The organism is Pantoea sp. JKS000250 (assembly GCF_003201065.1).
GTDB classification, from domain to species: Bacteria; Pseudomonadota; Gammaproteobacteria; order Enterobacterales; family Enterobacteriaceae; genus Pantoea; species Pantoea vagans.
This window is the reverse complement of the sequence record NZ_QICZ01000001.1, coordinates 2539746-2561342: the sequence shown is the minus strand read 5'-3', so window position 1 is coordinate 2561342 and position 21597 is coordinate 2539746. Positions and strand designations below refer to the sequence as shown.

The 21597-nt window shown below is 57.6% G+C and carries 17 protein-coding genes; 6 read left to right on the top strand and 11 right to left on the bottom strand.

The genetic code is table 11. From position 1 onward, the window contains the following. Positions 1-33: 33 nt before the first annotated feature. Positions 34-471 (bottom strand): VOC family metalloprotein YjdN, encoded by a 438-nt coding sequence (gene yjdN / locus BY447_RS12150; protein WP_013359825.1) that lies wholly within the window; start codon positions 469-471, stop codon positions 34-36. A gap of 73 nt (positions 472-544) precedes the next feature. After that, positions 545-1441, bottom strand: a complete 897-nt coding sequence (locus BY447_RS12145; protein WP_013359824.1) for a LysR family transcriptional regulator — start codon at positions 1439-1441, stop codon at positions 545-547. 114 nt (positions 1442-1555) lie between these two features. On the opposite strand from BY447_RS12145, the gene BY447_RS12140 reads away from it, so the two are divergent. The 4 genes from BY447_RS12140 (at position 1556) to BY447_RS12125 (ending at position 7576) form a co-directional block, all read left to right on the top strand. After that, positions 1556-2869, top strand: a complete 1314-nt coding sequence (locus BY447_RS12140) for an amidohydrolase (RefSeq protein WP_033781579.1) — start codon at positions 1556-1558, stop codon at positions 2867-2869. Continuing rightward, the gene (locus tag BY447_RS12135) at positions 2866-4308 is read left to right on the top strand and encodes a M20 family metallopeptidase (RefSeq protein ID WP_110331209.1); all 1443 of its coding nucleotides are present in this window, start codon (positions 2866-2868) and stop codon (positions 4306-4308) included. The genes BY447_RS12140 and BY447_RS12135 overlap by 4 nt, the downstream gene beginning before the upstream one ends. Positions 4309-4466: 158 nt before the next feature. After that, positions 4467-5984: a p-aminobenzoyl-glutamate transporter gene (abgT, locus tag BY447_RS12130; protein ID WP_110331208.1), complete on the top strand. Its 1518-nt coding sequence runs from the start codon at positions 4467-4469 to the stop codon at positions 5982-5984. Positions 5985-6166: 182 nt separating this feature from the next. Next, positions 6167-7576, top strand: coding sequence for an MFS transporter (locus BY447_RS12125; protein ID WP_110331207.1), 1410 nt, complete (start codon positions 6167-6169; stop codon positions 7574-7576). A gap of 46 nt (positions 7577-7622) precedes the next feature. Here the strand turns inward: BY447_RS12125 and BY447_RS12120 are convergent, their stop codons facing one another. Genes BY447_RS12120 through BY447_RS12110 form a run of 3 tightly spaced genes read right to left on the bottom strand, consistent with a single transcriptional unit; the run spans position 7623 to position 11465 of the window. Then, complete coding sequence (locus tag BY447_RS12120) at positions 7623-8933, bottom strand: c-type cytochrome (protein WP_095706352.1); 1311 nt, start codon at positions 8931-8933, stop codon at positions 7623-7625. Between the two features lie 10 nt (positions 8934-8943). Further along, positions 8944-10728 carry a GMC family oxidoreductase gene (locus tag BY447_RS12115; protein WP_013359818.1) on the bottom strand — a complete coding sequence of 595 codons (1785 nt, stop codon included), beginning with the start codon at positions 10726-10728 and terminating at the stop codon, positions 8944-8946. A gap of 2 nt (positions 10729-10730) precedes the next feature. Next, positions 10731-11465 carry a gluconate 2-dehydrogenase subunit 3 family protein gene (locus tag BY447_RS12110; protein WP_095706354.1) on the bottom strand — a complete coding sequence of 245 codons (735 nt, stop codon included), beginning with the start codon at positions 11463-11465 and terminating at the stop codon, positions 10731-10733. A gap of 275 nt (positions 11466-11740) precedes the next feature. Between BY447_RS12110 and sbmA the strand changes: the two genes are divergently transcribed. Then, the gene (gene sbmA, locus BY447_RS12105) at positions 11741-12982 is read left to right on the top strand and encodes a peptide antibiotic transporter SbmA (RefSeq protein WP_110331206.1); all 1242 of its coding nucleotides are present in this window, start codon (positions 11741-11743) and stop codon (positions 12980-12982) included. 50 nt (positions 12983-13032) lie between these two features. Here sbmA and BY447_RS12100 read toward each other — a convergent pair whose 3' ends face one another. The 3 genes from BY447_RS12100 to BY447_RS12090 form a co-directional block, all read right to left on the bottom strand. Then, entirely contained in the window at positions 13033-14085 is a 1053-nt protein-coding gene (locus BY447_RS12100; protein WP_110331205.1) for a YncE family protein, read from the bottom strand. Between the two features lie 198 nt (positions 14086-14283). Beyond that, on the bottom strand, positions 14284-14493 hold the full coding sequence (locus BY447_RS12095) for a DUF1471 domain-containing protein (protein ID WP_009092571.1): 210 nt from the start codon (positions 14491-14493) through the stop codon (positions 14284-14286). 212 nt (positions 14494-14705) lie between these two features. Further along, positions 14706-15893, bottom strand: a complete 1188-nt coding sequence (locus tag BY447_RS12090) for an MFS transporter (RefSeq protein ID WP_033734929.1) — start codon at positions 15891-15893, stop codon at positions 14706-14708. A gap of 104 nt (positions 15894-15997) precedes the next feature. On the opposite strand from BY447_RS12090, the gene BY447_RS12085 reads away from it, so the two are divergent. Next, positions 15998-16963 carry an AraC family transcriptional regulator gene (locus BY447_RS12085; protein WP_013359813.1) on the top strand — a complete coding sequence of 322 codons (966 nt, stop codon included), beginning with the start codon at positions 15998-16000 and terminating at the stop codon, positions 16961-16963. 9 nt (positions 16964-16972) lie between these two features. Here the strand turns inward: BY447_RS12085 and BY447_RS12080 are convergent, their stop codons facing one another. The 3 genes from BY447_RS12080 to murQ all read right to left on the bottom strand — a co-directional run bounded on the left by BY447_RS12080 (position 16973) and on the right by murQ (position 21111). Further along, positions 16973-18517 (bottom strand): methyl-accepting chemotaxis protein, encoded by a 1545-nt coding sequence (locus tag BY447_RS12080; protein WP_110331204.1) that lies wholly within the window; start codon positions 18515-18517, stop codon positions 16973-16975. A gap of 228 nt (positions 18518-18745) precedes the next feature. Continuing rightward, a complete protein-coding gene (gene murP, locus BY447_RS12075) occupies positions 18746-20200 on the bottom strand; it encodes a PTS N-acetylmuramic acid transporter subunit IIBC (protein WP_110331203.1) in 1455 nt (484 codons plus the stop codon). After that, complete coding sequence (gene murQ, locus BY447_RS12070) at positions 20200-21111, bottom strand: N-acetylmuramic acid 6-phosphate etherase (RefSeq protein WP_033781566.1); 912 nt, start codon at positions 21109-21111, stop codon at positions 20200-20202. Before murQ ends, murP begins: the two co-directional genes overlap by 1 nt. Positions 21112-21597 lie beyond the last annotated feature (486 nt).

The window sequence follows — 21597 nt, the reverse complement described above, 5'->3', positions numbered from 1 at the left end:
TTTTAGCAACTCAGTCCTGCATCATACCTTCGGTTATTCCTGTGGCTTCTCAACGTTGATGCGCCATGGAATGTTGAACTTATCGATAAACATCGCGAATCCGTTCGACCAGAACGTCTCCTGCCACTCCGTTGTGACCTTGCCGCCTGCCGATAGTTTCTCAAACCAGGCTTTACCCTTTTCGACATCAGTAGTTGAAAGGCTGACCGCATAACCGGCATGTTCAGACGCGGGCGGCTTCTCGGTATTACCATCGCTCAACATCAGCTCACCGTCACCGATACGCAGTTGCGCATGCATGATCTTTTCTGGCGGCTGCGGCGCAGCAGACTGATCGCCTACCTGCTCACCCTGATCCGGCATATCACCAAATTTCATTTTAGAGAGCAGCTCTCCCCCGGTCGCCTGCAGGTAAAAGTCGATAGCCTCTTCACAACGGCCATAGAGAAACAGATAAGGACTGACTTGCATCGTAACCTCTATTTGTCGGGTGGATTTTTTACAGTACCCCTATAGTGTAGACGATCGACTTTACTCCCTGAATTTACTGGCAATAACGCCGGAAGAGTTGCGCCATATAACTGCTCATCGGCGTCAGCGCGGTGTCTTTGCGCTGGATCAGATAGAAGATGGCTTTCGGCAGGGGCTCGTCGAGCGTCAGCGCCACCAGCGACCGCCCCAGAATGGGATCGTCAATCACGTCGACCGACAGAATACTGATGAAATCGCTTTGCGCGACCAGGCTGGTGCAGGCCATAAAGGTTTCACAGGTCACCACGATTTTGGGTGCCATACCGCGCTCGCCAAACAAATCGTGCAGCAGGCGGTAGTAACTCCCTTTTGGCGTTGGCATCGTCCAGTCCGCCTGCTGTAACGCCGCCAGAGAACGGGCCTTTTCCAGCGGGTGGCCTTTACGCACCACCACTCTATACTCGCGCTCCATCACCCGCTCATACATCAGCTCCTGATCGAGATGACTCTGATCGTAGGTGTTGATGGTGAAATCGAGCGCGCCCTGACGCAGCTCATGCACCATCGACACCAGCTGGCCCTCGACGATGCGTACCTTAATCAGCGGGTATTCGCGATGAAACTGGTTTATCACCTGCGGCATGATGGTGCGCGCCACGCTGCCCCCCACGCCGATGTTCACCTGACCGCCACCCAGTCCCAGCCGCTGCTGGATATCCTCTTCTGCGACCCGCAGTTCCGCCAGCACCAGGCTGGCATGGCGAAAAAAGTTATCACCGATATCGGTCAGTACCACGCCCTGCTGACGGCGGATAAACAGCTTTGCGCCCAGCTCTCGCTCCAGTTCCTGAATCGCTTTGGTTAACGCCGGTTGCGACAGCCCGGACAGCCGGCTTGCCGCCCGGATACTGCCCTGTCGTGCTACGTCAGTGAAGGCGCGCAGCTGATGAAGTTTAAGATTGGCAGACATAGTTTTGCGATAACCGTTGTTTATCAGTCACAAGATATTCGCATCTTATGCCACCCAGTACCATTGTGTAGATTCAACGCAGTGCATAAAAAAGCAACAATGAGGAAAGAGCCGATGAAACCCCTTTCAGACCACGTCAGCGCCCTGCTGCCACAGCTGCAACAGTGGCGTCGCGACTTCCATCACTACGCCGAATCAGGCTGGCTGGAGTTCCGTACCGCCACCTTAGTGGCTGAAGAACTGCATAGGCTCGGTTATCAACTGAAGCTGGGCCGTGAAGTGATCGATGCCGATGCGCGGATGGGCTTGCCCGACGACGCCGTGCTGAAGCAGCAGGAAGCCCGTGCGCTGCAGCAGGGCGCACTGCCGCAGTGGATCAGCCACTTCTCTGGCGGATTCTGCGGCATCGTGGCAACACTCGATACCGGCCGTCCCGGCCCGGTGATGGGCTTCCGCGTCGATATGGATGCACTGGATCTCAACGAAAGCCAGGCCACCGATCATCTGCCGCAGCGTGAAGGATTTGCTTCCTGTAACGCGGGCATGATGCATGCCTGCGGGCACGACGGCCATACCACCATTGGCCTGGGCCTCGCCGCAGTGCTGATGGCGATGAAAGATCAGCTCAGCGGTACGATTAAACTGATCTTCCAGCCCGCCGAAGAGGGTGTGCGCGGCGCGAAAGCGATGGTCGCCGCGGGCGTGGTCGATGACGTTGAGCGCTTCACTGCGATTCACATCGGTACCGGCGTGCCGGCAGGTGAAGTGGTGTGCGGCAGCGACAGCTTCCTGGCTACCACCAAGCTGGATGTTCACTTTACCGGCGTCGGTGCCCATGCGGGCGGTCGCCCTGAAGAGGGTCGCAATGCTCTGCTGGCCGCGGCACAGGCGACGCTGGCGCTGCATGGTTTAACCCAGCACAGCGGCGGTGTGGCGCGGGTTAACGTGGGCGTGCTGCAGGCGGGAACCGGCCGCAACGTAGTGGCCGACTGCGCCCTGCTGAAAGTCGAAACCCGTGGCGTGACCAATCAGGTTAACGACGATATTTATCAGCAGGCGCTGCGGGTGATTGCCGGTGCGGCAGCGATGTATGGCGTTGAGCAGCAGGTTTCACTGATGGGTGCCGCGCGCAGCTGTACGCCTACACAGCCGTGGGTTGATTTCATCCACCAGCAGGCAGATGCACTCGGCCTTTTCGACTCGGTGGTCGATCGTAAAGCGCAGGCAGCAGGTTCGGAAGATGCGACCTACATGATGGAGCGCGTAAAACAGCGCGGCGGCCAGGCCTCTTACGTTATTTTCGGCTGTGCGCTGGCGGCGGGTCACCACAATGCGAAATTCGACTTTGACGAGCGGGTCATGCCAGACGCCATCACGCTGCTGGCAACGCTGGTGCTGAACCAGGCGCAGTTTGGGGGCTCACGATGATGGAAGCGTTTATTGCCGATTATATCGATCGCCATCAGCTCCGCTTCAGCACGCTCAGCGACGCCATCTGGGACACGCCGGAAACGCGCTTCGCCGAAACCCGTTCCTCTGCTCTGCTGGCCGATGCGCTGGAAAGAGAAGGATTTACAGTGGAACACGGTGTGGGGAGTATCGACACGGCCTTTATCGCCAGCAAGGGCAGCGGTAAGCCGGTGATTGCTATCATGGGTGAGTTTGATGCGCTGGCCGGTCTGAGCCAGCAGTCGGGCTGCGCCCGGCCACAACCGCTGGAAGCTAATGGCAACGGACATGGCTGCGGCCACAACCTGCTTGGCACGGCGGGTGTTGCCGCCGCCTGCGCCGTGAAAGCCTGGATGGAGCAGCATCATACCCGCGGCACGGTTCGCTTTTATGGCTGTCCTGGCGAAGAGGGCGGCTCGGGCAAAACCTTTATGGTGCGCGAGGGGCTGTTTGACGACGTTGACGCCGCCGTGACCTGGCATCCGGAAGGTTTCAGCGGGATGTTTAATCTGCGCACGCTTGCCAATATTCAGGCGGCCTTCAGCTTCAAAGGCGTCGCCGCTCACGCCGCCAACTCACCCCATCTGGGCCGCAGCGCACTGGATGCCGTCACGCTGATGAACACCGGCGCCAACTTCCTGCGCGAGCATATCGTACAGGAAGCGCGTCTGCATTACGCCATCACCAACAGCGGCGGCGTCTCGCCGAATGTGGTGCAGGCCGATGCGGAGGTGCTCTACCTGATTCGTGCCCCGGAACTGCCTCAGGCGCAGGCGATCTATGAGAGGGTGATCAATATCGCCAGGGGCGCAGCGCTGATGACCGACACCACGCTGACCGTGCGTTTTGACAAAGCCTGTTCTGACTACGTGCCTAATCGCGCGCTGGAAGCGGTGATGGAGCGTTATTTGCATCAGTTTGGTTTGCCCGGTTACAGCGACGAAGAACGCGCGTTTGCGGCTGAACTGCGTGCCACCCTGACCGATGACGATCTGCGCAATGCCCGGCTCAATGCCGCCCGCACCGGTGGCAAAGCCGGTCATACCTGGGCTGAACAGCTGGGCGATAAACTGTTTATGGATGAGGTCGCGCCCTATGCGGTCACGCGCGAGCTGCTCTACGGCTCCACCGATGTCGGCGATGTCAGCTGGGTGACGCCGACCGCACAGTGCTTTGCGCCCTGCTTTACTTTCGGTACACCGCTGCACACCTGGCAACTGGTGGCGCAGGGCCGCACCAGTATCGGGCATAAGGGGATGTTTCTGGCGGGCAAAGTGATGGCGGCCACGGTGTTAACGCTGTTAACGGATCCGCAGGCGCTGGCTGGCTGCCGGGCCGAGTTTGATCGAGTACGCGCCGCGCAGCCTTATATCTGTCCGATCCCGGCGGGGATCACACCCACAAAACTGGCCGAATGAGCCAACGGCCGTGTCTCTGACGCGGACCATTATAAAAATATTGCAAACACTTCCCTGATTCAGCGGAGCCGGAACTGAACTCACCGTCTGTCGTCTACCACGACCGGCGCCAGGCCGGACCTCCGCCGATAAGGGAACACAAGACGAGAACCAATACCATGGAAGCAACCTCCGGGAACCGCAGCCCTGGCCGGCTTTTCAGCTGGATCGAGCGCGTGGGCAATAAAGTGCCCAACCCTTTTTTACTGTTTGTCTATTTGATTGTTGTTCTGATGGTGGCGACCGCCGTTATCAGCGCGCTGGACCTGACGGTAAAAAACCCCAGCAACGGCGAACTTGTCCGGGTGAACAACCTGCTGAGCGTCGCAGGCATTCAGTGGATACTGCCCAATATCATTAAGAACTTCAGCAGCTTTACCCCACTGGGATCGATTCTGGCGCTGGTGATTGGTGCCGGACTGGCAGAAAAGGTCGGCCTGTTACAGTCGCTGATGGTAAAGATGGCATCGCGCGTCAGCCGCCGCTATGCCAGCTACATGGTGCTGTTTATCGCCTTCTTCAGCCATATCTCCTCGGATGCCGCGCTGGTAGTGATGCCGCCATTGGGGGCGCTGATCTTCCTGGCGGTAGGGCGTCATCCGGTGGCGGGCCTGCTGGCCGCGATTGCCGGTGTGGCTTCTGGCTTTACCGCCAACCTGCTGATTGTCACCACCGATGTGCTGCTCTCGGGGATCAGCACCGAGGCGGCTAAAGCGGTCAGCGACACAGTGCACGTCAGCGTCATCGATAACTGGTTCTTTATGGCTACCTCGGTGATTGTACTGACGATTGTGGGTGCGCTGCTGACCGACAAATTTGTCGAGCCGCGCCTGCCAGAGTGGCAGGGCAATGGTGAGAAGCTGGCGGCACTGACGCCGCTGGAGAACCGCGGCCTGCGGGCCGCCGGGATTAACGCATTACTGTTTATCGCCGTAATGGCGTTGCTGGTGGTGCCGGAACATGCGCCGCTGCGCAACCCCGCTACCGGCGCCATTATCCCCTCCCCCTTTATTCAGGGCATCGTACCGATCATCATTCTGTTCTTCTTTGTGGTCGCCATTGCTTACGGTGTGGTCACCCGACAGATCCGCCGTCCGGATGATATCCCGCAGTTGCTGGTCGATCCGATGAAGGGCATGGCGGGCTTTATCGTGATGGTGTTTCCGCTGTCGCAGTTCGTGGCGTTCTTTAACTGGAGCAACATGGGCAAGTTCATGGCAATCGGGCTGACCGACGTGCTGGAAAGCGCAGGCGTCAGCGGTGCGCCCGCGTTTCTGGGGTTGATGTTCCTGTCGGCGTTTCTCTGCATGTTTATTGCCAGCGGCTCAGCAATCTGGTCGATTCTCGCCCCGGTCTTCGTGCCGATGTTTATGCTGCTTGGCTTCCATCCCGCCTTTGCCCAGATGATTTTTCGCATCGCCGACTCCGCCGTGCTGCCGCTGGCACCGATGTCGCCGTTTCTGCCGCTGTTCCTGGCCTTTTTGCAGCGTTACCAGAAGGATGCGCAGCTCGGCACTTATTACGTGCTGATCTTCCCCTATCCGCTGGTGTTCTTTATCAGCTGGATAGCGCTGCTGATGGTGTGGTATCTGCTGGGTCTGCCAATCGGGCCAGGCGTCTGGCCGAAACTGCCTTAAGGCGCCGTGCCATGGATGGCAAAACCTGCAACGTACATTGCTAAATCGTCAGCAACGACGCTCTCGGCAACGGCGGATGAATTGATTATCCTGCTATCTCTTCGCTTGCTAACGGTTAACTATTTTAATAAGCCTCTGACCGGCTGCGAGTCGTATCCACAATGCCTGAGGTTCACGCTGATATGACCACCACTTCCACCAGACTGCCGCCGATGCACGCTTCATCGGCGGCCCGTAACAGCTTAGCCGCACGCGTTGATGCGCTGCCCTCCTCTGCCGGATTATGGCGCTTTATCACGCTACTGGCGCTGGGCGGTTTTTTTGAGCTTTATGATCTGTTTGAAACCGGTTATATCAGCACCGGCCTGCTATCGGCGGGCGTATTTCACACCGGCGCGGCGGGTGTACTGGGCTTCTCCGATCAGGCCGCGTTCGCCTCGGCCACCTTTCTCGGTCTGTTTTTCGGTGCCAGCCTGCTGGCACCCTATGCTGACCGCTTTGGCCGCCGCCTGACCTTTATGTGCGCGCTGCTCTGGTATGGACTGTTTTCGCTGCTGATGGCGTTTCAGCAGAGTGCGGAGATGATTATTCTGTTTCGCTTCCTGGTGGGGATCGGGCTGGGTGTCGAACTGGTGACCATTGATACTTATCTGTCGGAATGGGTGCCGAGCCATCTGCGCAGCCGCGCTTTTGCCTTCTCCTTTTTCGTGCAGTTTTTGTCGGTGCCTGCCGTGGCGCTGATGTCGTGGTGGCTGATTCCGCAAACGCTGCTCAGCCTGGAAGGCTGGCGCTGGGTGGTGATCGCGGGCGCGGTCTGTTCGCTGGTGATCTGGCTGGTACGCAGGAACCTGCCGGAATCAGCACGCTGGCTGGCGCAGCAGGGGTGTCATCAGGAGGCGCATCAGGTGTTGTCCGCGATGGAGCAGCGCTGTAGCATCCCGGCCGGACCCGCATTTTCAGCCGATGATGCGGCGGCACAGTTGCCAAAACAGGGGCGTTTCAGTGAGATCTGGTCACCCGCTTACCGTAAGCGCACCCTGATGCTGGTGGTGATGAACTTCTTCCAGGCGATTGGCTTTTTCGGCTTTGGTAACTGGCTGCCTGCACTGCTGTCAGGCCGCGGTGCCACGGTGACGCATAGCCTGCTCTACGCCTTCTTCATCACGCTGGCCTATCCGCTGGGATCGCTAATCTGTAGCCGCTACGCTGACAAAATGGAGAATAAGTGGCAAATCGTCCTGTCGTCGCTGATGACGGTGGTGTTCGGTACGCTCTTTGCCTTCCAGACGCAGCCGGTATTGCTGATTATGTGCGGCTTCCTGATCACCTGGTCAAATGCCTGGCTGACCTTCAGCTTCCACGCCTATCAGACCGAGATCTTCCCCACCCATATTCGGGCGCGGGCAGTCGGTTTTTGCTACTCCTTCAGCCGCCTTTCTACAGTCTTCAGCAGCATCCTGATCGGGGTGATATTGCAGTATGCCGGAACGCCAGGCGTGATTACCTTTATCGTGCTGAGCATGGTGATGGTAATGCTGTCGGTGGGAATTTACGGGCCGAAAACGCGCGGAATCGATCTGGAGAATATTTAAAAGAAGAGGCCGTCATCCTGATGATGACGGCCTTTTTTACTGCCGGTTACTTGCCTTCCAGTACCCGGATATCTGCACTGCCCAGCCGATCTTTTTCATCTTTACGTAGCTCAGCCACCTGTTTCGCGCTGACCTGCTCCGACGCCTTGTTGCCCCAGCTGTTGCGCACGAAGTTCACCACGTCCGCCACCTGCTGATCGTTGAGGCGCCAGCCGAATGCCGGCATGGTAATGGTCGACGGCGCACCATTCACGCCAGGCAACTGTCCGCCCACCAGCACAATGTGGATCAGCGAGGTCGGATCATCCGCCATGACGACCGGATTACCGCGCAGTGCCGGGTAGAAGCGTTTATAGCCGCTGCCATCGGTCTTATGGCACGCCGCACAGCTGTCGACGTAGGTCGCCGCACCGGTCTGGCTGTCATCGCCACGCCACAGCGCTTTTGCCGTGGCATCATCCACGCTGAACGCTGCCTGATGCGGGTCTTTTGCACCCAGCGACTTCAGATAGCGTGCAATAGCCGTGATATCGGCCTCGCTAAGGTGCTGCAGACTGTGTTCTACCACGTCGGTCATACCACCGAAAGCGGCGGTCTGATCGTTGCGGCCATAACGCAGGAACTGACGCAGGTCCTCTTCGCTCCAGCGACCCAGCCCGTCACGGTTGTCGCCGCGCAGGTTGCTGGCGGTCCAGCCATCAATGGGTGCGCTGCTGCCCGCCAGATAGTCGCTGCCCTCCTCGTTGGTCAGCGCCTTCTCCTGCATGGTAATGCTACGCGGCGTGTGACAGGCCCCGCAGTGACCCAGTCCTTCAACCAGATAACGACCACGCGCCAGTACCGGATCTTCCTGCGCTGCAGGCTGGAAGGCTTTTACATCGGGCGCAAAAATGCCGCGCCAGATCGCCAGCGGCCAGCGCATTGACAGCGGCCAGGGAATGTCGCTCTCCCGGTTTGGCTGTCCAACCGGCGCAACGCCATGCATAAAGTAGGCGTAAAGCGCCTTCATGTCCTCATCGCTGACCACCGCGTAGGAGGGGAATGGCATTGCCGGATAGAGCGTATCGCCGTTCTTCGCCACGCCGTGACGCACCGCTTTCTGGAAGTCGTCGTAGCTGTATTCGCCAATGCCGGTGTCGCGATCGGGCGTGATGTTGGTGGAGTAGATGGTGCCAATCGGTGTCGCCATCGGCAGACCACCGGCAAACGCCGCGCCGCCTTTGCTGGTGTGGCAGGCCACACAGTCACCGGCACGCGCCAGATATTCACCCCGTTTAACCAGATCGTCCTGGCTGTTATCCGCCAGGGCGGCGAACGACAGGGAGCCGAGAATCAGAGCCAGAATGCCATTTTTCATCGCCATCTCCTTATGCCTGCACCAGTGGACCGGGGTTTTTCAGGTAGTGTTCGCGAATCGCTTTGGCTGACCAGTAGGTCAGCGCCGCCACCATGCCGGTCGGGTTATAACCCAGTCCCTGCGGGAAGGCGGATGCGCCCGGTACAAACACATTTGGCACGTCCCAGCTTTGCAGATAACGGTTCACCGCACTGGTTTTAGGATCGTCGCCCATGATCGCCCCGCCACTGATGTGGGTGGTTTGATACACCGTCGAGTCAAAATGGGTGCCCGGCTTTTTCGCGCCGCCGATGATCATCTTCGGATTCATCGCTTCCGCGATATTGCGCATCTTGCCAACCATAAACTGTGCCATTTTGATGTCGTTATCCTGCCAGTCAAAGGTCATGCGCAGCAGCGGCTGCCCATAGGCATCTTTGTAGTTGGGATCGAGATCGAGGTAGTTGGCGCGATAGGACTGATGTGCACCGTGCGCATCCATCGACAGATGGTGGGTGTAGGTATCCGCCACCGCCGCTTTCCATTTGCTGCCCCAGTTAGGTGTACCCGCTGGCACCGGCAGGCCAGAGATCGGTTTAGTGCCCGCCTGGTTAACCCAGAATGGCGAACCGCCGACAAAGCCCAGCGGCCCGTGATCGAAGTTATCCGCGTTGAAATCATCAACCGCTACGCCTGCACCACCCGCGCCGATAAACGGATTGGTAGTGGTGTTCTTATCAAACAGCGCCTTGAGCGTAGAGAGGTTCTGATAGGCGAAGTTGCGGCCTACGGTGCCTTCGTTGGTGATCGGGTTGTAGGGTTTACCAATGCCTGACAGCAGCATCAGGTGAACATTGTGGAACTGGAAAGCGGAAAGGATCACCAGATCAGCAGGCTGAACCTGCTCACGACCCTGACCATCCACATAGGTCACGCCAGTTGCGCGCGTTTTGTCATCGCTGAGGTTGACCCGCAGTACATAAGCGTTGTTGCGCAGCTCAAACTTCGGCTCCTGACGCAGCGCGGGCAGGATGTTGACGTTAGGAGACGCTTTGGAATACATGTAGCAGGCGTAGCCGCTGCAGTAACCGCAGAAATTGCACGGCCCCATCTGCGCGCCATAGGTATTGGTATAAGGACCCGAAGTATTGGCGGACGGCAGATCATAAGGGTGATAACCAACCGACTCGGCCGCCTGAGCAAACAGCTGTGACGAATAGGTGCGCTTCTGCGCGGGCAGCGGGAAGTTATCGGAGCGATCCGGCGCAAACGGGTTGCCGCCTTTATCTTTGCCGACCACTTTCCCCTTGATGCTCCAGGCGCTGCCGGAGGTGCCAAAGACTTTTTCTGCTTTGTCGAAAAACGGCTCCAGCTCATCGTAGCTGACGCCAAAATCCTGAATCGTCATGCCTTCCGGGATGAAGTTCTTGCCGTAGCGCTCTTCGTAATGGCTGCGCATCCGCAGTTCAACCGGATCGACACGGAAATGGACGCCGGACCAGTGCAGGCCCGCGCCGCCAGTACCGGTACCGGGCAGAAACGCCGCCAGCTGGCGATAGGGAACGGCCGTCTGCGAGGCGTCATGACGAATTGTCACGGTGCTTTTCGACAGATCCTGGAACAGCTTTTTGCGGATGTTATAGGTCAGCTCATCAATGGACTGCGGATAAGAGCCATCAGGATAGGTGTCGCGATGCGGTCCGCGCTCCAGCGCCAGCACGTTAAGGCCCGCTTCGGTCAGCTCTTTCGCCATAATCGCGCCTGCCCAGCCGAATCCGACAATCACCGCATCCACTTTTTTCATTTCGTTAGCCATGCTTAGCTTCTCTCCCCGCGAATCGACACTGACGGGAACGGATACCGTTCGCCGCGCTCTACCCAGTCCATAAAGTCGGCGCGTGCGCCAGGGAAGTTGATCAGCTTCCAGCCGACCATGCCCTGATTTCCGCCGTGGATGGGATCGCTGAAGAAGCCTTCGCGGGTGTTCTGCAGCAGGAAGCTGAAGAAGACTTTTGATGGCAGCTGACTGAATTCCGCGCTGCCACTCTCCATCGCCTGCAACAGGGCATCCTGCTGCTCGCCACTGAGCTGGGCGAAAACCTTGCCGTGCTGCTGTTTGCTGTAACTGTCGGCATCGGCCAGACCGAGCCGGTAGATCTGCTGGGGTACCAGCGGCAGCTGATAGCCCAGCTCTTTCGGCAGATCGGGATTAAACGGCCCCTGCATATACCAGTTTGAACCCGTGGCATACGGTGTATTCATCTGACGATCGATAAACTCCGGCACGCCCGCTTCCAGCGCACCCGGCCCGCGTTCATCGCTGGGGATCAGGCGAGCTACGGCGGCAGTAATAAAGGCAAACTCTTCGGCGGTAAACCAGGCTGGCTGGTAGTCACGCGCCTGCTGTGGACCCGCCGGGGTTTCAGCCGCCTGCGCAGCGAGCGGCAGGGAGAGCGCGCCCATCGCTGTGGAACCCACTGCCATTGCAGGCGCCAGGGTAATAGTCTTCAGCAAAAAATCCCTGCGTGAATGACCCTTTTTTTGTTCTGACATGACATTGCCTCATTCCCGCTATCGTGAGCGGTATGAAAAAGTAGAGGGTTGCGTTGTAATGGTTTTTATAAGCAAACTCAGGGTGACAGATTTTTGTTACCGGTAACAAAGCACCATATTGTAACACTGCCATTCACAAAGATTTAGTTCCACGAAACAAAACCGCACAATTTCATTAACATCTATCACCGTCCTGTCATGAGCAGAAACAACAGACTACAGACAGCGACCCGCCAAAAACGTTATAACAGGCAACACACAACAGCGGAGTGCCTATGTTTAAGTCTTTTTTTCCGCGGCCAGCGCTGTTTTTCAGCTCTGCGGCTGTCTGGAGCTTAGTAGCGATTTTAGCCTGGTTCGGCTTTGCCGCGCATCTGCCCGGCATGTGGCCAACTTTTGAAACGGCAATGAAACAACCTTTACCGACCACAGCGGCACGTTTTATCGCCGCGAGTCAGATCTGGTTTTATCTCTATTACTGGATCATGGTAGCCATTTTTGCCCTGGCCTGGCGGCTGATTGATGCGCATCCGTGGCAACGCTGGTCAGTATGGGGTTCCGCGCTGATTATCTTTGTCACCTGGTTTGGTGTACAGGTGGGCGTGGCCATTAATGCCTGGTATGGTCCGTTCTATGACCTGATTCAGAAAGCCCTGACCAAAGCGGGATCGGTGCAGATTGCAGAGTTTTACCATGAGGTTATCTCTTTTCTCGGCATCGCATTAATCGCGGTGGTGATTGGCGTTCTCAACTCCTTCTTTATCAGCCACTGGGTTTTCCGCTGGCGTACCGCCATGAATAACTACTACATGCATAACTGGCAGCGTCTGCGTCATGTGGAAGGTGCCGCACAGCGTGTGCAGGAAGACACCATGCGGTTTGCAACTACGCTGGAAAACTGGGGTGTTAGTTTTATTCAGGCGATTATGACGCTGGTGGCGTTTTTACCGGTGCTGGTGGCGCTGTCACATCACGTGAAAGATATCCCGATCCTCGGCAATATCCCTTACGCGCTGGTGATTGCAGCGGTGCTCTGGTCTGTGTTTGGCACCGGCTTGCTGGCGCTGGTCGGGATTAAGCTACCGGGTCTGGAGTTCCGTAATCAGCGGGTTGAAGCTGCATACCGTAAAGAGCTGGTCTACGGCGAAGATAATGCCGATCGTGCACAGCCACAGACGGTGCAGGAGTTGTTCAGTCGGGTGCGGGTTAACTACTTCCGTCTCTACTTCCACTATCTCTACTTCAACATCACCCGCATTCTCTATCTGCAGGTCGATAACGTGTTTGGTCTGTTCCTGCTATTCCCGTCGATTGTGGCAGGCACCATCACGCTAGGCTTACTCAACCAGATCACCAATGTGTTTGATCAGGTGCGCGGTTCGTTCCAGTATCTGATCGCCTCCTGGTCAACGCTGATCGAGCTGATGTCGATCTACAAACGTCTGCGCAGCTTTGAACAGATCCTGGATGATGTGCCGCATGATGAGATGATGCGCGAGGCATCGGAAGAGGTTTAGTGGTTCAGGGGAAGACTCTTCCTCTCTGGCTGGAGAGGAAGAGGAATCACTTACAGTACAATACGCATCACGCTGTCAGGATTTTTTGGCGGTTCCTTGCGCGAGCCGGGCTGTTTTACGCTGACGTACAGCACCTTACCATCCGCCGAGAGCGCCATGCTGTTAGGCAATGCCGGGGTTTTTACCGTGCGCTTCACCTTATAGCTGCTGGCGTCGATGATGCTGACTTCACCGGCTTTGCGGTGGGTAACATAAAGCTCATCACGCTGCGCATTGAACAACACCGCCAGCGATTCAGGCACATCAATCCGCTGAATTACCTGCTGATTACGCAGATCCACAACCAGCACCTGCGCCTGCTTTGAATCTGTCAGGAAAGCGCGCTGACCACCGGTATCCAGCGCAAGGTTCAGGAAGAAGTGTTCTTTATCGCCGTCAATCTTCTGCTTCTTCTCAACCGCATTTGTACGCGCATTAATCATGACCAGTTCGCCATCGGCATTGGTGACGTAGACCTTTTGCGCATCGGCATCCACAGCCAGACCGGTGCCCATTTTGCCGGTATTCGGAATGGTGCTGACAAGCTTCATCGTGCTGCCATCCACCACCCAGACCACGCTCTGCGGTCCCAGTCCGGTGATATACACCCGGTTAGTTTTCACATCAACCGCCACCTGGCGCGCCTGTAGCGGACGCACGGTCTCACTGCGCGGACGGCTATCCAGCACCAGCGTATTCAGTACCTTACCGCTACTGGCATCGATAGCGGTGACCGAACCGTTTACGGTATTACCAATATAAAGCACGTTGGTTTGGGGATTGATTGCCGCACCAAAGGATTTCAGTTCAGTGTTGATTGCCTGCTGTACCGCCAGCGTAGACGGGTCGAGACGGAAAACCGTACCGCCGTTACCGCTGCTGTTCTGCGCTGTCGCCACGAACAGCGCGTTGTCTTTCGGGCTGACCGCCAGTTCATAAACACCTTTACCCACGGACTGATTAAGATCCGCCGCCTGCGCTGCCAGCCATCCTGAGGCAGAGAACAGGGCCGTAGCCAGTAACAGCGGACGCAGAGTCCGGCGCGTAATGGTAATCGCTTTCATAACTTCTCCAGAGTTAATCCACTGCAGACGCAGTGATAAGAAAGCCCGACATTGCAACCAGAAAGGCCTGACGCACAGGCTGATTTACGTTTTTTTGAGAATGATAATTATTTATGAAGGAAAGGGACAGGATTATTCGCGGAGAAACGAAGCCAGGACGCCTGGAGGCGTCCTGTCAGCACAAGAGGGTAAAGCGTTTTATTTCAGCAGCTCAGCGGTCATGTGAACGCCATTGTTGGTGTAAGCTTCAGTGATTTTATATGAAGCACCAGCTTCCTGCGCCTGTGCAGCAATTTTCGCTTCTGCACCATCCAGCGTAGAGTCGATGGCGGTCACAGATTGCGCGAAGCTGGCGAATGGCAGAACAGAAAGCGCGATAACAGCTGCAAAAGTTTTGATAGATTTCATGGTCAATTCCTCGGTTAATTTTTATCAGGTAAGGCGTGCTGCCTTGTTGATAGATATATTAGTCCGGAATTTGATCAGTAAAAAGCGGAGGGTTTTGCTTATCTCTTTCAGTAAAACTGAACATAAAAAGCACGTATCGCACAGTTATCGCTCAAAAGGTTAATAACCCACTACAATAAAAAAAGGCAGCATAATGCGCTGCCCTCAGAAGATTAACCGTGATGCCGCACCCGCGTGAAGATAGTCAGTGCAGCCAGCAGCATCAGCACGCCACTGGCAACGAACACGCCGCCTGCTCCGCGCAGGTCAAACATCCAGCCGCCCGCAGCCGCGCCGACGGTAATCGCCAGCTGAATGGTAGCGACCAGTAACCCGCCGCCCGATTCCGCGTCATCCGGCACCGCGCGCGAAATCCAGGTCGACCAGCCAGTTGGCATCGAACCAAATGCCATCCCCCAGATTGCCACGCCTGCGCCTACCATCCAGCTGACATCGCCAAAGCTCACCAGCATCAGCGCAGTGACGCTCATTAACAGCGCCATCCCGCTCAGCGTCAGCGATACGCTACGGGTGACCAGGAAACCCGCCAGCGAGGTACCAAAGAAGTTCGCCACGCCAAAGGCGAGCAGCGCCAGCGACAGCTGATTAAGATTGAGCTGTGCAACGCCTTCCAGGAATGGACGCAGATAGGTGAAGAAAGCGAAGTGGCCGGTAAACATCATGATCACCGCCAGCATGCCCCAGCGCATCACGCCGATACGCAGGAGCGCCAGCACGCCGCCATTACGGGCTTTGTTCTCTGCTGGCATGGCGGGCAGGGTAAAGAACTGCCACAGCAGCGCCACCGCACCCAGTCCGGCGGTCAGCATAAAGATGTTGCGCCAGCCCACCAGTCCACCGAGATAGCTGCCAAGTGGCGTGGCGATAATCGTCGCCAGCGAGATCCCGCTGAAGACAATAGAGAGCGCACGCGGTACCTGATCGGTGGGTACCAGACGCATGGTGATGGCCGTTGAGAGCGTCCAGAAGCCGCCAATGGCCATCCCCAGCAGCACCCGCGCCAGCAGGATCACCGTCAGGTCAGCCGCAAACGCCACCATCAGCGCCGAGGCGATCAGCAATAGCGAGAACACCAGCATAACGATGCGGCGATCGATGCGCCGCGTGACGCTGCCGGTAACCAGACTGGTAAACAGCGCCACCAGCGCGGTAATAGTAACGGTCTGTCCCGCCTGCCCTTCTGAAACGCCCAGGCTGTGGGCCATTGGCGTCAGCAGACTCACAGGTAAAAATTCGGCGGTAATCAGGCTGAACACCCCAAACGCCATAGCAAACACCGCGCCCCAGGCGGGACGGGTCGGCGAGGAAACCTCATCAGCCACTTCGGTTGTCAGACTCATGCTGCTTCTCCGGAAGATAAAAAAGTGAGTGAGAGCATAGAGTGGAGCGTCAGGACGATCTATGATGCTTACACCTTCATTTTTGATAATTCGTCTGGAATCGTATGAGCCACTATGGAGATCTGACCAGTGAACTGCTGATGGGAATGCGTCTGTATGGCGTGAACTATCAGCGTATCGCGGTAAGCGCGCCGTTCGGGCTGCATTATGAGCACGCGCCGGGGCGGGCGCAGTTTCACTTTGTCGGGCGCGGCTCATTGCTGGTGCGCGGCGCCTCCGGTGAGGTATTTCAACTCAACAGCGGCGATGCGCTACTGGTGCCGCACGGTAAGCCGCACAGCCTGATCTCCAGTGAGGAGGCGGACTGCCAGTGTATTAAGAACATGGCGAGTAAGCCGATTTGCGACAGCGTCTGTGCGATTGCTGCACCGGAAGATGCCTGTGATGACGAGCACAGCGTGCTGCTGTTCAGCGCCTGCATGGCGTTTGAGCTTGGCGGCATGCAACCGCTGATCAACACCATGCCGGATGTGATGCTGGTGAGTACGCTGCTGTCGCAGTACCCGGAGATTCAGCCTATTCTGGCGGCGATGGAGCGGGAATCGCGGACCCGCCAGGCGGGCTTTGCCGGGATTCTGTCGCGTCTGGCTGATGTGGTTGCCGCGCTGATAGTTCGCGGCTGGGTAGAGAACGGCTGCGGCCAGAGTAGCGGGCTGGTGCAGGCGATGCGCGATCCGCGTCTGAGCCAGGCTATTGCCGCGATGCATCGGGAGCCGGGCGAAAACTGGACGGTGGCGCGACTCGCCAGCGTGGCGGGCTGTTCGCGTTCGGTGTTCGCCGGACGTTTTCTCACGGCTACCGGCATGACGCCGCTGCGATATCTGACCGAATTGCGGATGCGGCTGGCGGTGCAACGGATTGTAAACAATGGCGAAGCGGTGGAAGCCGTCGCTTATCATCTCGGCTACGGCTCGATTGCGGCGTTCAGTCGCGCCTTCAAGCGGATTGTCGGGCAGTCGCCAGGCGCGCTGCGTGCCGGACGCGACGGCACGCAGGCGCTGGCCTCGTAATCTAATCTCTTAACGAAACACGCTAATCGCTTCCACCAGCCGGTTAGCCTGGTGGGTCATGCGACCTGAAGCCTCGGCGCTTTCTGTTACGCGGGCGGCGTTCTGGTGGGTGATGTCATCGAGATCTTCCACCGCTGAACTGACTTCGCTGAGCGCGGTTGCCTGTTCGGCCGTGGCGGCGCTAATCTGAGCGATCAGGGCAGTCACATTCTGTACCTGTGACACGATATCCTGCATCGTCCGGCCCGCCGCGCTGGCGTGCTCATTGCCCGACTGAACGCGGCTGGCACTGGTTTCGACCAGCATTTTGATTTCGCTGGCGGCTTTGGCGCTGCGTTGTGCAAGGCTACGGACTTCGCTTGCCACTACTGCAAAGCCTTTGCCCTGCTCACCGGCCCGTGCCGCTTCTACTGCGGCGTTCAGCGCCAGAATATTGGTCTGAAAAGCAATGCCGTCAATAACGCTGGTAATATTGGCAATCCGCTTTGAACTGTCAGCAATTTCGCCCATCATACCCATCATCTCGGTCATTACCTCACCGCCTTTACTGGCTGCCTGACTGGTGTCAGCTGACAGGGTATTCACCTCGTTCGCCGTTTCAGTATTGCTCTTCACCGTGGCGGTCATTTCGTTCATGGTGGCGGCAGTCTGCTGTACATTAGCGGCGGCCTGCTCCGTACGTCGGCTCAGTTCGTTATTGCTGCGGGCGATGGCGTCGCTGGCGCTCAGCACGTTGATCGCCTGACCGCTGACATCATCCACCAGCCAGCGGAACATCAATCCGAGCTGACCGATAGCGCGCAGCGTGACGCCGACCTCATCAACGCGATCCATCTGCTCGACCTTGTGACTCGCACCGGTCGCCACGCTCAGCGCCTGTTTGCACATCCGCTCGATAGGCCGTGAAATCTGCTGCTCCAGCCACAGACTGCTCAGTGTGAGTAGCGCCGCCATGCCTGCGGCAAAGCCGGCCAGTGCTGCGTGCGTCATGCCCAGCGCCCAGACGCCTGCCACCGAGAGGGGCAGTAACGCCAGCAGCGTACTGCGGATCCGCCAGCGCAGGGGCAGCGTTTTCAGGATAGAGGCGGGACGACGCCAGCCGCTGCGAACCAGCAGGCCTTTGTGAAAACGTCGCCCTCTGGCCCGGCCTTCACGAAAATCCTGATAGAGCGTTTCGGTCTGACGGACTTCCTCTGCCGTGGGTTTGGTGCGTACTGACATATAGCCCTGCACTTTACCGTCGCGCACCACCGGAATGGCATTAGCCCGCACCCAGTAGTGATCGCCATTTTTACGGCGGTTCTTAACCAGTGCAGTCCAGGGTTCACCCTGTTTCAGCGTCGCCCACATGTCAGCAAACGCTTCTGGTGGCATATCGGGATGACGCACTATGTTATGCGGCTGGCCGTTAATCTCGTCGGCAGAGAATCCACTCGCTTCAATGAAGGCATCGTTGGCATAAGTGATGTGGCTGCTGAGATCGGTGGTCGACATGAGTGTCGCATGATCGTCAAACTGATATTCACGCTGAGAGACAGGCTGGTTGTTACGCATCAAAAGTCCTTGAAGACCCGACGTCCTGCACGTGACAGTCTGCGTGTCAGCGTGAAAACGGTGGGCTGAGAAATAACGATTACCTTTTTTTATGTTTTCGGCATCCGTCCGCCTACTCTTTAGCGATTAAGTTAAATTACTGGCAATAAAAAAGCCGCTTTGCAGCGGCTTTCACATTTTCAGGTGATTATTTATCCGTTAGCCGGATTTCAGAATTCCGGCAGTCGGCTAGCTGAGGTCGACATTTCGGGTGCCGAACCACCAGGTCAGCAGAAATCCGCCGCTCCAGGCCACCATCAGCCCGGCCAGGTAAACCGCCATACCGGCGAAGATCCCCTGGCTAGAGGTCATCAGCGGCAGCGTGACCAGCCCGGAGGGTCCGAATACCGTATTCATCCCGACCGGCAAACCCAGCCACGCCACCAGACCGATAAAGAAACCGCCCAGTGCCCCGCCGCCACAGGCGGTGATAAACGGCTTGAGGCGCGGCAGCGTGACGCCGTAGATCAGCGGTTCTCCAACACCCAGCAGGCCGGGCACGATAGCTCCTTTGATCTGCGCCCGTAACAGCGCGCCTTTTTCTGCTTTGCACCACAGCGCCAGGGATGCACCGACCTGCCCTGCGCCCGCCATCGCCAGAATCGGAAACAGCGAGTTAAAACCCTGCGTTTCCATCAGCGCAAAGTAGACCGGAATAAAGCCCTGATGGATGCCGAACATCACCGCGATCAGGAATAGCCCGGCCAGCAGCGCACAGCCAAAGGGATTGTTATTGAGATGGATAAACAGCCACGACATCCCCTTAAACAGTTCACCACCCAGCGGCATGATGAGCAGATAGGTGATGGCCCCGGTAATCACCAGCGTAAACAGTGAAGTCAGGATCATATCGAGGTTGTCGGGAATGATTTTGCGCAGCTGTTTCTCAATCCACGCCCCGATAATCGCCGCCATCAGCACACCAATAATGTTGCCGCGCGGGTCGATCGTCAGGCCAAAGAAGCTCTCCATGCCGCTGTAGTAGCCGGTGGTGGCGGTGGGCACATAGCCGAGCACAAACAGTGAGGCGATGATGGCACCATTGACGCCGCTGCCGCCAAAGGCTTTTTGCGCGTTGTAGCCAATCAGGATGCTGAGAAAGGTAAACAGCCCTTTGCCGAACACTTTCATATACGCCACGGTGTGCAGCAGCCAGGGCGCATGGTCGCCGGGCGCATTAAGGTGGAGGCTCTGTTCAATCAGCGTGGCAAAGCCCAGCAGCAGCCCCGCGCCGATAAAACCCGGAATCAGCGGGGTGAAAATAGTCGCGAAGCGCGACAGAAACTGATGCACGCCGCTGGTCTGTTTTGCCTTTAGCTGCTGCTTTTGCTGCGCCGCCCGCTGGCTAAGATCGGCTGTTTCACCCCGCGGTGCCAGCGCGGTATCGCCCTGCGCCAGCAGGCTCTGTATCCCCTCGGCGGCGGTTTGCGCTTTGCCTGGCCCCAGGACAATCTGTAATTGCGCCTCGCTGTCGATAACGCCCAGCACGCCCGGCAGGTTTTTTAATCCTGCCAGATCAGCCTGTTCCGGCTGATTTAGCGTCAGGCGGAGCCGCGTCATGCAGTGACCACAGGCCGCGATATTTTGCGCGCCACCGACCGCCTGCAGGATGTCACGCAACAGTGCTTCGGTGATTTTCGCCATTAGCGTGCTCCCGCTGCCTGCAGAGCCTGACGGATAAAGCCCTGATGCTGACTGAGCAGCGCTTTCGCCTCATCGGCGGCCAGGTCAGCCAGCACCATCAGGATCGCGGTTTTGCAGTGTCCGCCGCAGGCGGTAAGCGCAGCGCTGGCGGTCGCGTCATCACAGTCCGTTGCCTGCATGACGATGTTGACCTGGCGCTGCACCAGTTTCTGGTTGGTCGCTTCCACATCAACCATCAGGTTGCCGTAGACTTTTCCGCTGCGGATCATCGAGCCTGTGGTGAGCATGTTGAGCACCAGTTTTTGTGCCGTGCCCGCTTTCATCCGTGAGGAGCCGGTGACCACTTCCGGGCCGACCACCGGCGTGAGCGCAATCGCAGCGACCTGCGACATGGCGCTGCCGGGATTACAGGTGAGCGACACGGTCGTCGCGCCAAGCTCGTTGGCGTAAGCCAGCGCACCGAGCACGTAAGGTGTGCGACCGCTGGCGGCGATACCGACCAGCACATCGTGGCGGCTGAAGTGGATGTCTTTCAGATCCTGCGCGCCCTGCTCCCGGTTATCTTCGGCATTTTCCACCGCCTGGAGTATGGCGGTATGACCGCCGGCAATCAGGCCGATGACCTGCTCGCGTGGCGTACCAAAGGTGGGTGGGCATTCGCTGGCATCCAGGATGCCCAGCCGCCCGGAGGTGCCCGCACCGCAATAGATTAATCGCCCACCCGCCTGGAACGCAGCGCAGATGGCGTCAACGGCGTCGGCGATCTGCGGCACGATGGCCTCTACCGCCAGCGCCACCTTTTTATCTTCATCATTAATGACGCGCAGCATCGCTTCGGTAGAGAGTTCATCGATGTTCTGGCTGGCCGGGTTGCGGCCTTCGGTGATCATCTGGCTGAGGTCGAGTTTCATGGCGGGCTCCGTTAAGGAATAAATTATTCAAATTACAAAACATCATAACGAATGATTAATTCATTGAGTGAGATCTTTTTTCAATGGATGTGGGGTGAATCATGTTGCGGGGAGTGGGCGGGACAGCGTTGAGTTTAAGCAGGGTGACTGGTATACGGGGTTTAAATGCTGTGCATTCCGGCCTGGGCGCAGGGTGTGTGAGTAGTGTTGCTGGGAAATCGGAGCCGGTCAGAAAAGGTTCACCTGATCGTAAAGACGCATTCGTCATCCATGACGCTCGTCCCACGCCGTCCCTGGCGTGGGACGCTTTACTCTTCAGGTGAATCCTTTCTTCCCTCAGGCTGTTTTACTGCTGTTCGAACAAGTGTGGCGAATAAACATGAGTAGCGGAGTAAAGCATCCGCCGCATGGACAAAAACGCCTGGAGCGTTTTTGAACAACGTAAAGCGCTGGCCCGCTTGCGGGCGAGCCTCATGGATGAGGCGA

What these genes read in the sequence shown, in the direction of transcription:
- BY447_RS12135 (WP_110331209.1), top strand. Translation starts at nt 2,866, where the DNA reads ATGATGGAAGCGTTTATTGCCGATTATATCGATCGCCATCAGCTCCGC.
- BY447_RS12100 (WP_110331205.1), bottom strand. Translation starts at nt 14,085, where the DNA reads ATGAAAGCGATTACCATTACGCGCCGGACTCTGCGTCCGCTGTTACTG.
- BY447_RS12095 (WP_009092571.1), bottom strand. Translation starts at nt 14,493, where the DNA reads ATGAAATCTATCAAAACTTTTGCAGCTGTTATCGCGCTTTCTGTTCTG.
- BY447_RS12120 (WP_095706352.1), bottom strand. Translation starts at nt 8,933, where the DNA reads ATGAAAAATGGCATTCTGGCTCTGATTCTCGGCTCCCTGTCGTTCGCC.
- BY447_RS12115 (WP_013359818.1), bottom strand. Translation starts at nt 10,728, where the DNA reads ATGGCTAACGAAATGAAAAAAGTGGATGCGGTGATTGTCGGATTCGGC.
- BY447_RS12125 (WP_110331207.1), top strand. Translation starts at nt 6,167, where the DNA reads ATGACCACCACTTCCACCAGACTGCCGCCGATGCACGCTTCATCGGCG.
- BY447_RS12110 (WP_095706354.1), bottom strand. Translation starts at nt 11,465, where the DNA reads ATGTCAGAACAAAAAAAGGGTCATTCACGCAGGGATTTTTTGCTGAAG.
- yjdN (WP_013359825.1), bottom strand. Translation starts at nt 471, where the DNA reads ATGCAAGTCAGTCCTTATCTGTTTCTCTATGGCCGTTGTGAAGAGGCT.
- BY447_RS12085 (WP_013359813.1), top strand. Translation starts at nt 15,998, where the DNA reads ATGAGCCACTATGGAGATCTGACCAGTGAACTGCTGATGGGAATGCGT.
- BY447_RS12090 (WP_033734929.1), bottom strand. Translation starts at nt 15,893, where the DNA reads ATGAGTCTGACAACCGAAGTGGCTGATGAGGTTTCCTCGCCGACCCGT.
- BY447_RS12140 (WP_033781579.1), top strand. Translation starts at nt 1,556, where the DNA reads ATGAAACCCCTTTCAGACCACGTCAGCGCCCTGCTGCCACAGCTGCAA.
- murP (WP_110331203.1), bottom strand. Translation starts at nt 20,200, where the DNA reads ATGGCGAAAATCACCGAAGCACTGTTGCGTGACATCCTGCAGGCGGTC.
- abgT (WP_110331208.1), top strand. Translation starts at nt 4,467, where the DNA reads ATGGAAGCAACCTCCGGGAACCGCAGCCCTGGCCGGCTTTTCAGCTGG.
- sbmA (WP_110331206.1), top strand. Translation starts at nt 11,741, where the DNA reads ATGTTTAAGTCTTTTTTTCCGCGGCCAGCGCTGTTTTTCAGCTCTGCG.
- BY447_RS12145 (WP_013359824.1), bottom strand. Translation starts at nt 1,441, where the DNA reads ATGTCTGCCAATCTTAAACTTCATCAGCTGCGCGCCTTCACTGACGTA.
- BY447_RS12080 (WP_110331204.1), bottom strand. Translation starts at nt 18,517, where the DNA reads ATGCGTAACAACCAGCCTGTCTCTCAGCGTGAATATCAGTTTGACGAT.
- murQ (WP_033781566.1), bottom strand. Translation starts at nt 21,111, where the DNA reads ATGAAACTCGACCTCAGCCAGATGATCACCGAAGGCCGCAACCCGGCC.